This window comes from Sporosarcina sp. FSL W7-1283, assembly GCF_038003105.1.
Classification (GTDB): Bacteria; Bacillota; Bacilli; order Bacillales_A; family Planococcaceae; genus Sporosarcina; species Sporosarcina newyorkensis.
This window is the reverse complement of the sequence record NZ_JBBOOL010000001.1, coordinates 1,772,103-1,782,675: the sequence shown is the minus strand read 5'-3', so window position 1 is coordinate 1,782,675 and position 10,573 is coordinate 1,772,103. Positions and strand designations below refer to the sequence as shown.

Sequence of the window (10,573 nt, the reverse complement as noted above, 5' to 3'; positions counted from 1 at the left end):
CAGATATTTTTTAAAAGCGTTCTCAACCTGCACAAATCAGTCATTGTCCAGAACTTACTCTTCTGCTAAACTTAATGCAAACATTTAATCACGCAAAAGGGGTTCATTATGGAAAATTATATGATCATTCTGGCAGCCTATCTGCTTGGGTCGATTCCTTCCGCTTTGTGGATCGGGAAGATTTTTTATCAAACGGACGTCAGGCAGCATGGCAGCGGAAATATGGGTGCTACGAACACTTTCCGGGTTCTCGGAAAAAAAGCAGGGATCGTTGTCACCTTGCTCGATATCTTAAAAGGAACTGCAGCCGTTTTATTGCCTTTATTACCGTACTTTCATGATACTGCGGTGCATCCATTGTTGCTCGGGGTTGCAGCCGTGCTCGGACATATATTCCCTCTTTTTGCGAACCTTAAAGGCGGGAAAGCTGTGGCCACCTCAGGCGGTGTCCTGCTAGGATACAATTGGCCGATTTTTCTTTTGGTCATCATTACGTTTTTGATCGCATTGAAACTAACAAAAATGGTATCCTTAACTTCAATCATTGTTTCAATTCTCGGACCCATCTATTGCCTCATCTATTATCTGATGACAGGAGACCTATACTTATTCTTAGTCGTTGCGTTAATGGGCTTCTTCATTTTTTACCGACACCGAGACAATATCAGCCGCATCAAAGCAGGAACAGAACCTAAGATCAAATGGCTGTAAATCATGAAAAGAAAGGACGTACCCATCATGAATATCAATATATCCGAAAAGGCAGTTCATTGGTTCAAAGATGAAATGGAAGCCTCTTCAGGCGATTATGTAAAGTTTTTTGCACGGTATGGAGGATCTAGCCCATTGCACGACGGTTTTTCGATGGGAATAACGAAAGAAACTCCCGATGAATTGGCTGTGGAAACGGTCATAGATGGTATACATTACTATATTGAAGAACGGGATCTTTGGTTTTTCGATGGTCATGATTTACATGTGGATACAGATGTAAATCATGGAGAACTTGCTTTTCACTATGAGAAGGCATCTTAAAATCACTACATAAAATGGTAAGAATAACTCACATGTTATTCTTACCATTTTTTAATCGCGTCAATTGATCTAAACAATTTTCCTGTTTCAAAATCTCCACTTGTCGTTCACCCATCAAATCAAAGTGCGGGTACTCGTCTCTTGCATGAATCCACTCTTGGCGCAAACCATACTGCTTCCCCCAATTGATAAGCTTCTTCAGGTCGCTGCACCCGACTTTTGTGACTGTGTTCGTATCCGGAAACCGATCGTCTAGCCAATAATGCGTTAAAAAAGCAATCTCCCCTTGTTCTACTGCTCTTTTCCAAGCATACAGTTCCTGTCGCTTAATTCCGAAAGCCATCAGCCTTCTCCACGCTGAACTTTCGTATATTTTGCATCCCATTGCGGATGAATTCTCCGTAATGAAACAGGGCGGAAATTGTCTTTTTTTACTACTACGTGCTCAGAGACAGCAGTTGCAGCAACCGTTCCATCTGCATGCAAGATTTCATAGCCATAGACGGTACGCAGTTTACCATGCGATTCCACCCATGTCCGGACGGTTACGGTCTCTCCGTATGTAATGGATGTCTTGTACTTCACTGACAGCTCGGTAACCGGCGATAAATAGCCATCCTTCTCCAGCTGTGCATAATGAAAGCCTAGGTCCTGAATGAGCGATGTACGTCCAACCTCCATCCAAATCAAATAATTGGCATGATACACGACACCCATCTGATCTGTTTCCGCATAGCGAACTTCAATTTCTTTTTCACTGTAAAACATCCAAACTCACCTCATCCTCTAGTATAACGAACGCAAAAAAACATTGCTTGCAATAACATTCCAAACGACACGAAAAAAGATGCCCAACAAAGTCGGACATCTTTTTCTTAAATCATATACTTAGTTTGATTTCAACTTATCACGTAGAACCATTTGCAGGATTCCTCCGTGACGATAGTAGTCGATTTCAACTTCAGAATCGAAACGTGCAAGTACTTCAAATTCAGTTTCCTTGCCGTCTGGAGCTTTCGCTACGACTTTCAGGATTGAACGCGGCTTAACACCTTCTGCGATGTTGATCGCGATTTCTTCTTCGCCTGTTAAGCCAAGAGATTCAATGTTCTCGCCATTGATGAATTGAAGTGGAAGTACACCCATCATCACTAGGTTCGAACGGTGAATACGCTCGAAGCTTTCTACGATAACTGCTCTGATTCCAAGCAAGTTTGTTCCCTTAGCAGCCCAGTCACGTGAAGAGCCCATTCCGTAGTCTTTACCGCCTAGAACGACTAGTCCTGTGCCATCTTCTTGATACTTCATAGCTGCATCATAGATCGGCATAACTTCTTTAGTTGGCCAGTACGTAGTGAACCCGCCTTCTGTACCTTTAGCGATTTGGTTACGAATACGAATGTTCGCAAACGTACCGCGCATCATCACTTCGTGGTTACCACGGCGTGATCCGTATGAGTTGAAGTTACGAGGCTCTACGCCGTTTTCACGCAAGTAGATTCCCGCAGGTGTATTTAGACCGATTGCTCCAGCTGGTGAAATGTGGTCAGTCGTGATGGAATCACCGAACTTACCGATAACACGCAAGCCTGCAAGTGTTTGGATATCTTCCGGTTCTTTCGAAAGGTTTTCGAAGAATGGAGGGTTTTGGATATAAGTAGATGACTCATCAAAATCATAAAGAGAATCATCAGTAGTTTCGATTGCATTCCATGCTTCGTTTTCCGTGAATACGCGCGCATATTCTTTACGGAACAATTCAGGCGTTACAGTAGCTTTCACTACATCCTGAATTTCTTGAGTGGAAGGCCAGATGTCTTTGAAGAATACATCGTTGCCGTCTTTGTCTTGACCGATTGGGTCTTTTGCGAAATCAATGTTCACTGTTCCAGCTAGTGCATATGCAACAACTAGTGGAGGTGAAGCCAAGTAGTTCGCTTTAACAAATGGGTGTACGCGTCCTTCGAAGTTACGGTTACCGGAAAGAACAGAAGTCACGAGTAGATCTTCGTCACCGATTGTTTTTTCGATTTCAGGAAGCAATGGACCGGAGTTACCGATACATGTTGTACATCCGTAACCAACTGTGTTGAATCCGATTTTGTCCAAGTACTCGGATAGGCCGGAATCATTCAAGTAGCCAGTAACAACTTTTGAACCTGGTGCCAATGAAGTTTTGACGTATGCTGGAGGAACAAGTCCTTTTTCGACAGCTTTCTTCGCAACAAGTCCCGCGCCTAACATAACGTAAGGGTTGGAAGTGTTTGTACAAGAAGTAATTGCTGCGATCGCAACATCACCAGTTTTCAGTTCTACTTTACGTCCATCTTCGAATTTGATCGTTCCAGACTTTTCAAGCTCTTTCGGTGTAAGACCAAAGCCTTGTGTTCCTTCTGGTGCAACTACTGCGTCTTTGAAAGACTGTTGCATTTCAGATAGAGGAATCAAGTCTTGTGGACGCTTAGGACCAGAAAGATTCGCTTCGATTTTACTTAGATCGATTTCAACCACATTTGTGAAGTTCGGCTCTTCCTTTTCAGGAGTGAAGAACATATCGTTTTCGATCAAGTATTGTTTCACTACTTCGATATGGTTCTCATCGCGGCCTGTTAAGCGCATATAGTTCAGTGACTCTTCGTCAACCGGGAAGAATCCACATGTAGCACCGTATTCAGGCGCCATGTTTGCGATTGTCGCACGGTCAGCCAATGGCAAGTTCGATACGCCAGGACCGAAGAATTCTACGAATTTTCCTACTACACCTTGTGCACGAAGCGTTTCAGTTACTTTAAGTGCTAGGTCTGTTGCAGTAGTTCCTTCAGGAAGTACTCCAACCAACTTGACACCAACTACTTCAGGAATCGGGAAGTATGAAGGTTGTCCAAGCATTCCTGCTTCCGCTTCGATACCGCCAACACCCCATCCAAGTACGCCGATACCGTTGATCATTGTAGTGTGGGAGTCTGTTCCGACAAGTGTATCCGGGTATGTTTCGAAAGATCCATCTTCATTTTCAACCGCATGGACAACGTTAGCAAGATACTCAAGGTTTACTTGGTGAACGATACCTGTTGCAGGTGGTACTGCGCGGTAGTTATCGTATGCTTTTTGTGCCCAGCTTAAGAATTGGTAACGCTCAGCATTACGCTCGAATTCAAGCTCCATGTTCATTTGAAGAGCTTGTGGCGTACCATAGCTGTCTACTTGTACGGAGTGGTCAATTACTAAATCTACTGGAATTTCAGGGTTGATCTTGTTTGGATCTCCGCCTAATTCATCCATTGCAGAACGTAAAGATGCAAGGTCAACTACAACAGGTACTCCTGTGAAGTCTTGAAGGATTACGCGTGAAGGTTTGAATGGCACTTCAGCATCTGCATTTACTACAGAGCCCCATTTCGCCAAGTCTTCAACGTGCTCATCTTTGATCACATATCCGTCGTGTTGACGAAGAACAGATTCCAGTAATACTCTCACTGAATAAGGAAGTTTCGAAACGTTTGTAAGACCTGCTTCTTCTAAAGCTTTTAAATGGTAGTAGTTATACGTCTTTCCATTTACTTCGAAAGACTTTCGGCTATTGTGTAAATTGCTTTTTGCCATGATTTGGTTTCCTCCTTTATGTACTGAAAGATTATAAATGCACATCTTTCCTCTACTCCATCATAGTATAGCAAAGGAGATTAGTAAAATACATATAATTTATAGGGCTCCATAAGAAAAGGTAATGACTAAATCAAATTTCATTAAGAATTCTCAATTAGTCTTTTCAATTCTCAAATAGACCACTTTTTCCTACTTTAATGTGCTTTTTTGTTACATTATGGCAGATTCGTGAAAATCCATTTTATAGTTCTCTCATAGTCTTTCACTTAAAAATGGATATCCTAATTTGGAAAGGAAACACACAGAGAGGAACGGGTGTATTCCTCGGGATTTGCCCTCCAGGCAGGGACGCTTTCTGGGCACATCCCCTTTGGTAAGGCATTAATATTTGCCTTGTGAGTAGTGAGTTTCATGGTGTTCTCCTTGGGAAAAGAGAAATTTCTCACCGCGTTGTCTTTACATATGTCTAGATATTCAACCGCCACTATGGCAAACTAACAGAAAGGAGATGATGGAATTGAAGAAAGCATTGCTTGTCGTGGATTATACAGTTGATTTTGTGGCTATAGACGGAGCCTTAACATGCGGTGAACCCGGTATCGCGTTGGAGAATCATATCGTACAGTTAACAAAAGATTTTCTTGCACAGCAGCAGCCTGTTTTTGTCATTAATGATCTTCATGAAAAAGACGATCCGTATCATCCTGAAAATGCTCTGTTCCCCGCCCATAACATCCGCGGCACATTCGGTCGGAATCTTTATGGTAAGATGCACGATCTATATAGTGAACATTCGGATGAAATCATTTGGATGGATAAAACCAGATACAGCGCATTTGCAGGAACCGACTTGGACATCCAATTGCGCGCACGAGACATCAGGGAAATCCATTTGACTGGTGTCTGTACAGATATCTGCATTTTACATACTGCGATAGACGCTTACAATCTAGGCTATAAAGTTTTTATTCATGAAGGCGGCGTCGCAAGTTTCAATCCCGCGGGCCATGACTGGGCATTGTCTCATTTCCAAAACACGCTTGGTGCAACAGTGATCTCTAATTAATTTCCCCTTAAAATTCAACAGAAATTACTCTGTCTGAACTTTTTTATTTCGCCAAACAGAATAAAAGATGTTTCATGTATTAAAAAGACGGTAATACAAATAATAAGCACGTACTAGATACAAAATTTTAAAGGAGATGAACAGCATGAGTTTTATTTGGTTCTTAATTATCGGAGGGATTATCGGTTGGTTAGCTGGCCTTATCGTAGGTAGAGATATTCCAGGCGGTATTATCGGTAACATTATTGCAGGTATCGTGGGTGCATGGATTGGTGGTGCGCTGCTGGGTGAATGGGGTCCTCAGATTTCCAGTTTCTACTTCTTGCCGGCATTAATCGGTGCGATTGTTCTTGTCTTCATCGTAAGTCTGATTATGAAGAGTATGCGCAAAGCATCTTAAATTAGACGCTAAAAAATGTGGAGCTACCTTTAACGGTGGCTCCACATTTTATTTAGCTGCTTGTATTTTTGATTCTTTTTCCTTGCGTTGGTCTTCAAATTCCTTAAAATACCAGAGAACGTCTTCTACATAGGTTTCACTGTGATTGTAATGAAAAATCGCTTTTTCTATATCTCCGTCTGCTGCTCCACTTTTGGAGAGATAATTCGCTGCGCTGAATATCGCATCTTCGATATCAAACGGGTCGGCAATACCGTCACCATTTGCATCTACACCATAGCCGCCATATTTCTTTATCACATCGGGATTCGTTTTATCCTTTTGAGGAATATCACCTTTCCCAAGGTCTTTACAGCCAGGATAACCCCATCCTACAAACGTGCACGGCATGAACTGCATTGGTCCTTCGGCTCCGGCGGGTGAAACATCGGTATTCATTGTAGAAAACCTCGTCTCGATCCGATGATGTGCAGCGAGAAGCGTCCATGGGATATCATATTTTTCAGCTGCAGCTATATAGATGGGGATGTACTCTTCAGGTATCACGGTTCCTGTCTGTCGATCCTGGATACTCAAAAGCGTGGAAGCAGACTTGCGAATGACATCGCTTTTCTCAATGCTCGTCCAAAGTATCGCAGCAATCGTGAAGACGGTGACGGCAACGGGAATTAATAAGATCAAGAAGGCGACTTTGATGCGGATCGACCGGCTGACCTTCTTTTTCTTCATTGCCCCACCTCTTTCTAAAATTAGTTACCTTCTTTAATCAATTCTTTCATGTCTTTGACGATTGTATCATATGGTACGTCGCTATACCCATCATATAGTTTTACAACCTCGCCTTTTTGGTTAACTAAGCCAAAAGCAGTACCGTGTAAAACTTGATCACTATTTGGGATGTCTTTTACAGCAGTCTTAAATGAACTGGCCGCTAGCTTCTCAATTGTTTTCATATCATATCCCGTTAGCATCTCCCATTTACTTTCATCAGGAGGGCCAAATGCTTGCATATACTCCTTCAAAGCTTCCGGTGTATCGACATCAGGGTCAATGCTGAAGGATACGATTTTGTAATCCTCCACACCTTCTGCTTGTAAATTTTCCTGCAACTCCACCATATTATTCATCATTGGAGGACAGGCAGACGTACAGACCGTAAAAATGAACTGTGCCAACCACACATCACCTTTCAAGTCTTCATTCGATACTTTTTCATGATTTTGATTGGTAAATTCAAATGGTTCCACCTTATACTTATGGTCCGCTTTGAATCCGCCGCCACACGCACTAAGCATGAGTACAAAAATAAGCATCAGCGGTACAAAAAACTTTTTCTTCATAATCAATTCCTCCAGCTTCTGATAGTCACTTTATCATATCGAAAGTTCGTTTGCCAAACAAGGCGGAGCTCTGTTCCTATTTGGCTAAACATTGACGGTTTCATGAAGTTCTGATGAAGTTCAGCGGTTTTTAATATCTGAGAGAACTTCATGGATCGCTTCCAGCTTTACTTCCAAACGATGTAACAGGTAAAACGATACAAAGACCGGAAACCCGATATCCTGGATCAGTTGCAGCCATTGCTCCATAGTCCACTCCTCCTCTCTTTTCAAAGTAAAAAAACCGGCGTCCAGTAGAGAACTGAATGCCGGTTTTCTTTCATTACTAACGAGTCAATATGGTGCGCGCATCCCGCTCAACGATCCGTGCACTTTTAATAGACGCGAGTTGAGAGTCATCTGCCACAAAGACGCCACTTTCGATCACTCGCTGCATGACCGACTCAACTTGCTCTTCCGTGATGTCCTCTCGCGGCTCATCGACCGTTAGTTTGACCGGTGTTTCTACTGCAGTCAGAAATGTCAATTCTAATACTTTTGCCATGTGTGAATTCCTCCTTTTGTTTTTTAGTCTTTCTGTACTTCTTCCGTTACCACTTTCTCCGCCTTCATCATCAAATAGCTAGAAAGTGACGCTAATTGCGTGAATGCTACATTCAAGTCCGTTGCAGAAGACTCTCTTGTAATGTGTTTATACGTCTTTACCTTACGAATGATGTTGCCCTTTTCATTCGTCCCTGCATTGAAGTGAATCTTGCCTACTGCCTGATTGAATTCTAGTGAAGCTGCCATATGTCTCACCTCCTTTCATCCCTTACATAGAACGAAAGAACAAAAAAGATACTTTGTTAGTGAAATATTTTCGAAATGCTTTTATAATGGATAGTAGAATGGAAGAGGTGAAAAACAGTGCAAGACCTATTTATGTGGTTTATCCTATTTTGGGGCGTTGTACTAATTGGCTTATTCGGTATCGGCGGATTCTTTATGTTCCGAAAGTTTCTTAAAGTCTTTCCGAAAGAAGACGGCAAATCGACGCTCGATTGGGAAGAGCATTATGTCAATGAATCCCTGCATTTATGGAATACGGAAGCAAAGGGTATGTTGAATGAATTGGTTACACCGGTTCCTGAACTATTCCGGGATGTAGCAAAACAAAAGATCGCTTCTAAAATTGGCCAAATTGCGCTAGAAGACCGAGCAAAAACAATTGAATTCGACCATATTATTAAAGGCTATATTCTTGCGACACCCAAACGAGACCATAATTTTCTGCGTAAAAAGCTGAATGAGATGGAAGTCGACATGCAGCCGTATGAACATTTATTCGGCTAATAAATGATAAAAAAGCAATCTGTCCAAACGATCAAAAGTGATCAATGGACAGATTGCTTTTAGTTTGCGCTCTTTTCAAGCTTTTTAAATTTCACAAGCATGCCGACTCTCCATGGCAAAATCATCGAGAATGCCAATATGAAAAACATGCCACCTAATTCTCCTACATCTATCGAACTGCTGAGCACGAGCTTGCCGACCATCCGTAAAATCAACAAGCTGAATAGGATCACGAGGAAAGCTTTCGATTTCTTCAAGTAAATTCCGTCTTCCTTCATTTCAAACATTGTGGTTTTAATGAGAACAGCAGAGAAAACCAATCCCACGAGGCTTGCTTCCAGCACTTGTATCCATGGCACTTGAAATTCATCGAACAAGAACATCAGCATTCCAGTAGACATGAACAACGGCGGCAGAATGATCTTCTTCGCCTGAATGGGTTTACTCGCGGCTCTTGCACGCATTGTATAGACAAATGTCGTCATGACAATAAAAATCACGGTAGAGCCAATAATCAAATAAACCGGCGGAATGCTTGTGAAAATATAATCTACCCACTCTTGTAACTTAAGCATCCTCTATGTTCCCCCACTCAACCAGTTCATCCATCCGTTTCGTCAAGTCATTCATCGGGACAATTCGAGCAAAACGAGCCAGTTCTTTCTTCTGATGAAACAGCAATACGACAGGTGCTGTAAAGAGTGCCAGCTGGCCAGCCAGTTCAGGAACTTCCGCTGCATTGACTCTGTAAAAAGGAAAAGGATAACGACTTTCAAGTGCCGCCACTTGAGGGTATAGCCCTTCACAAACAGAACAATGATGGGTCTTGACGAACAATAGTAATTGCTTGGATTCGTTCAATACGTGTTGCCATTCTTCAAAAGAAGTAAGTTCCTGCATAGTACACCTCTTTTCTGTTTCATGACCTTTAATTAGAAACCTTGGAAATCACCAAAGATTGGGCTGAGCAAACTAGTCAGGTACACCATTCCATTAAAGAACAGCAAAATCCCAAATGCAATCATGAGATATCCGCCCGCTTTGGTAATTTTCATGCTGTGCTTTCGAATCCAACCAATTCTTGTGATGAAGAAAGACAAGAAGAAGAACGGAATCGCAAAGCCAAGAACATACAACATCATATACAACATACTAGAAGCCGGATTTGTAGCCGCCAAATAAATGATCGCTCCAATTATTGGCCCCATACAAGGCTGCCAGCCAGCGGAAAACGCTAACCCGATTAAAGCAGTGCCGAGATAACCGGCCGGCCGATTCTTGAATTGCAGCTTTTTCTCCTTCATCAGAAATTCAGGTTTGAATAATCCAATGGTCATCAAACCAAAAAGGACAATGAAGATCGCACCAATTTGACGGATTAAATCTTGATACTGTAAAAATATTGCTCCGATAAACGATGTACTGAATCCCAGAAAGACAAACACAACGGAAAATCCGAGTAAAAAGAATAACGTATGTAAAATACCGGTACGGTTCATACCTTTTGACTTATCTCCCAGATCATCCAACGACATTCCGGTGATGTACGATATAAAGGCTGGGTATAACGGCAAGACGCACGGAGAAATGAAACTTAGAAAACCCGCTCCGAACGCAAAAAATATATTCACATCCGTTCCCAAACTATTTCCTCCTTCACGCTAAGCAATAGTAGATAGACGGCAGACATATTTTATCCCGCCAACTCTCCCACCCTATCGTAACAAAACCGCGTATAGATTACGCCCCATTTGTTTGTGAAATCTTTTTGACAACCTCTCAGCCATTCTC

At 42.2% G+C, this 10,573-nt stretch carries 16 protein-coding genes; 5 read left to right on the top strand and 11 right to left on the bottom strand.

The genetic code is table 11. The features are described from left to right. Window positions 1-108 precede the first annotated feature (108 nt). Window positions 109-711 (top strand): glycerol-3-phosphate 1-O-acyltransferase PlsY, encoded by a 603-nt coding sequence (gene plsY / locus MKY93_RS08720; protein WP_078816614.1) that lies wholly within the window; start codon window positions 109-111, stop codon window positions 709-711. 27 nt (window positions 712-738) lie between these two features. Next, window positions 739-1,035 carry a HesB/YadR/YfhF family protein gene (locus tag MKY93_RS08715; RefSeq protein ID WP_040758101.1) on the top strand — a complete coding sequence of 99 codons (297 nt, stop codon included), beginning with the start codon at window positions 739-741 and terminating at the stop codon, window positions 1,033-1,035. A 28-nt stretch (window positions 1,036-1,063) separates the two neighbouring features. On the opposite strand, the gene MKY93_RS08710 is transcribed toward MKY93_RS08715, so the two are convergent. The 3 genes from MKY93_RS08710 to acnA all read right to left on the bottom strand — a co-directional run bounded on the left by MKY93_RS08710 (window position 1,064) and on the right by acnA (window position 4,638). Beyond that, complete coding sequence (locus MKY93_RS08710; RefSeq protein ID WP_009496683.1) at window positions 1,064-1,378, bottom strand: hypothetical protein; 315 nt, start codon at window positions 1,376-1,378, stop codon at window positions 1,064-1,066. Continuing rightward, on the bottom strand, window positions 1,378-1,803 hold the full coding sequence (locus tag MKY93_RS08705) for an acyl-CoA thioesterase (RefSeq protein WP_340758802.1): 426 nt from the start codon (window positions 1,801-1,803) through the stop codon (window positions 1,378-1,380). Before MKY93_RS08705 ends, MKY93_RS08710 begins: the two co-directional genes overlap by 1 nt. A 120-nt stretch (window positions 1,804-1,923) precedes the next feature. Then, window positions 1,924-4,638 (bottom strand): aconitate hydratase AcnA, encoded by a 2,715-nt coding sequence (gene acnA / locus MKY93_RS08700; RefSeq protein WP_040758102.1) that lies wholly within the window; start codon window positions 4,636-4,638, stop codon window positions 1,924-1,926. A gap of 511 nt (window positions 4,639-5,149) precedes the next feature. Between acnA and MKY93_RS08695 the strand changes: the two genes are divergently transcribed. Further along, window positions 5,150-5,707 (top strand): cysteine hydrolase family protein, encoded by a 558-nt coding sequence (locus MKY93_RS08695; protein WP_340758801.1) that lies wholly within the window; start codon window positions 5,150-5,152, stop codon window positions 5,705-5,707. A gap of 145 nt (window positions 5,708-5,852) precedes the next feature. Further along, window positions 5,853-6,107 carry a GlsB/YeaQ/YmgE family stress response membrane protein gene (locus tag MKY93_RS08690; RefSeq protein WP_009496691.1) on the top strand — a complete coding sequence of 85 codons (255 nt, stop codon included), beginning with the start codon at window positions 5,853-5,855 and terminating at the stop codon, window positions 6,105-6,107. A 48-nt stretch (window positions 6,108-6,155) separates the two neighbouring features. Here MKY93_RS08690 and MKY93_RS08685 read toward each other — a convergent pair whose 3' ends face one another. From MKY93_RS08685 to MKY93_RS08665, 5 genes are all read right to left on the bottom strand, one after another. Then, a complete protein-coding gene (locus tag MKY93_RS08685; protein ID WP_009496693.1) occupies window positions 6,156-6,836 on the bottom strand; it encodes a lytic transglycosylase domain-containing protein in 681 nt (226 codons plus the stop codon). Between the two features lie 20 nt (window positions 6,837-6,856). Next, the gene (locus tag MKY93_RS08680) at window positions 6,857-7,447 is read right to left on the bottom strand and encodes an SCO family protein (RefSeq protein WP_009496695.1); all 591 of its coding nucleotides are present in this window, start codon (window positions 7,445-7,447) and stop codon (window positions 6,857-6,859) included. A gap of 120 nt (window positions 7,448-7,567) precedes the next feature. Then, window positions 7,568-7,696, bottom strand: coding sequence for a YvrJ family protein (locus tag MKY93_RS08675; protein ID WP_078816612.1), 129 nt, complete (start codon window positions 7,694-7,696; stop codon window positions 7,568-7,570). Between the two features lie 76 nt (window positions 7,697-7,772). Next, window positions 7,773-7,991 carry a DUF2922 domain-containing protein gene (locus MKY93_RS08670; protein WP_009496707.1) on the bottom strand — a complete coding sequence of 73 codons (219 nt, stop codon included), beginning with the start codon at window positions 7,989-7,991 and terminating at the stop codon, window positions 7,773-7,775. Between the two features lie 23 nt (window positions 7,992-8,014). Next, window positions 8,015-8,239 carry a DUF1659 domain-containing protein gene (locus MKY93_RS08665; protein ID WP_340758800.1) on the bottom strand — a complete coding sequence of 75 codons (225 nt, stop codon included), beginning with the start codon at window positions 8,237-8,239 and terminating at the stop codon, window positions 8,015-8,017. 132 nt (window positions 8,240-8,371) lie between these two features. Here MKY93_RS08665 and MKY93_RS08660 point away from each other — a divergent pair, with 132 nt between their 5' ends. Continuing rightward, window positions 8,372-8,782 carry a DUF2621 domain-containing protein gene (locus MKY93_RS08660; RefSeq protein WP_040758759.1) on the top strand — a complete coding sequence of 137 codons (411 nt, stop codon included), beginning with the start codon at window positions 8,372-8,374 and terminating at the stop codon, window positions 8,780-8,782. A gap of 59 nt (window positions 8,783-8,841) precedes the next feature. On the opposite strand, the gene MKY93_RS08655 is transcribed toward MKY93_RS08660, so the two are convergent. The 3 genes from MKY93_RS08655 to MKY93_RS08645 are packed head-to-tail and all read right to left on the bottom strand — an operon-like array spanning window position 8,842 to window position 10,425. After that, window positions 8,842-9,357, bottom strand: a complete 516-nt coding sequence (locus tag MKY93_RS08655; protein WP_340758799.1) for a CcdC family protein — start codon at window positions 9,355-9,357, stop codon at window positions 8,842-8,844. Then, entirely contained in the window at window positions 9,350-9,682 is a 333-nt protein-coding gene (locus MKY93_RS08650) for a thioredoxin family protein (RefSeq protein ID WP_340758798.1), read from the bottom strand. Before MKY93_RS08650 ends, MKY93_RS08655 begins: the two co-directional genes overlap by 8 nt. Window positions 9,683-9,714: 32 nt before the next feature. After that, the gene (locus MKY93_RS08645) at window positions 9,715-10,425 is read right to left on the bottom strand and encodes a cytochrome c biogenesis protein CcdA (protein ID WP_009496714.1); all 711 of its coding nucleotides are present in this window, start codon (window positions 10,423-10,425) and stop codon (window positions 9,715-9,717) included. Window positions 10,426-10,573 lie beyond the last annotated feature (148 nt).

Excerpts from the sequence above, each read along its gene's own strand:
- MKY93_RS08675 (WP_078816612.1), bottom strand. The coding sequence starts at position 7,696 with ATGGAGCAATGGCTGCAACTGATCCAGGATATCGGGTTTCCGGTCTTT.
- MKY93_RS08680 (WP_009496695.1), bottom strand. The coding sequence starts at position 7,447 with ATGAAGAAAAAGTTTTTTGTACCGCTGATGCTTATTTTTGTACTCATG.
- acnA (WP_040758102.1), bottom strand. The coding sequence starts at position 4,638 with ATGGCAAAAAGCAATTTACACAATAGCCGAAAGTCTTTCGAAGTAAAT.
- MKY93_RS08655 (WP_340758799.1), bottom strand. The coding sequence starts at position 9,357 with ATGCTTAAGTTACAAGAGTGGGTAGATTATATTTTCACAAGCATTCCG.
- MKY93_RS08660 (WP_040758759.1), top strand. The coding sequence starts at position 8,372 with ATGTGGTTTATCCTATTTTGGGGCGTTGTACTAATTGGCTTATTCGGT.
- MKY93_RS08650 (WP_340758798.1), bottom strand. The coding sequence starts at position 9,682 with ATGCAGGAACTTACTTCTTTTGAAGAATGGCAACACGTATTGAACGAA.
- MKY93_RS08665 (WP_340758800.1), bottom strand. The coding sequence starts at position 8,239 with ATGGCAGCTTCACTAGAATTCAATCAGGCAGTAGGCAAGATTCACTTC.
- MKY93_RS08705 (WP_340758802.1), bottom strand. The coding sequence starts at position 1,803 with ATGTTTTACAGTGAAAAAGAAATTGAAGTTCGCTATGCGGAAACAGAT.
- MKY93_RS08710 (WP_009496683.1), bottom strand. The coding sequence starts at position 1,378 with ATGGCTTTCGGAATTAAGCGACAGGAACTGTATGCTTGGAAAAGAGCA.
- MKY93_RS08715 (WP_040758101.1), top strand. The coding sequence starts at position 739 with ATGAATATCAATATATCCGAAAAGGCAGTTCATTGGTTCAAAGATGAA.
- MKY93_RS08685 (WP_009496693.1), bottom strand. The coding sequence starts at position 6,836 with ATGAAGAAAAAGAAGGTCAGCCGGTCGATCCGCATCAAAGTCGCCTTC.
- MKY93_RS08695 (WP_340758801.1), top strand. The coding sequence starts at position 5,150 with ATGATGGAATTGAAGAAAGCATTGCTTGTCGTGGATTATACAGTTGAT.
- MKY93_RS08690 (WP_009496691.1), top strand. The coding sequence starts at position 5,853 with ATGAGTTTTATTTGGTTCTTAATTATCGGAGGGATTATCGGTTGGTTA.
- MKY93_RS08670 (WP_009496707.1), bottom strand. The coding sequence starts at position 7,991 with ATGGCAAAAGTATTAGAATTGACATTTCTGACTGCAGTAGAAACACCG.
- plsY (WP_078816614.1), top strand. The coding sequence starts at position 109 with ATGGAAAATTATATGATCATTCTGGCAGCCTATCTGCTTGGGTCGATT.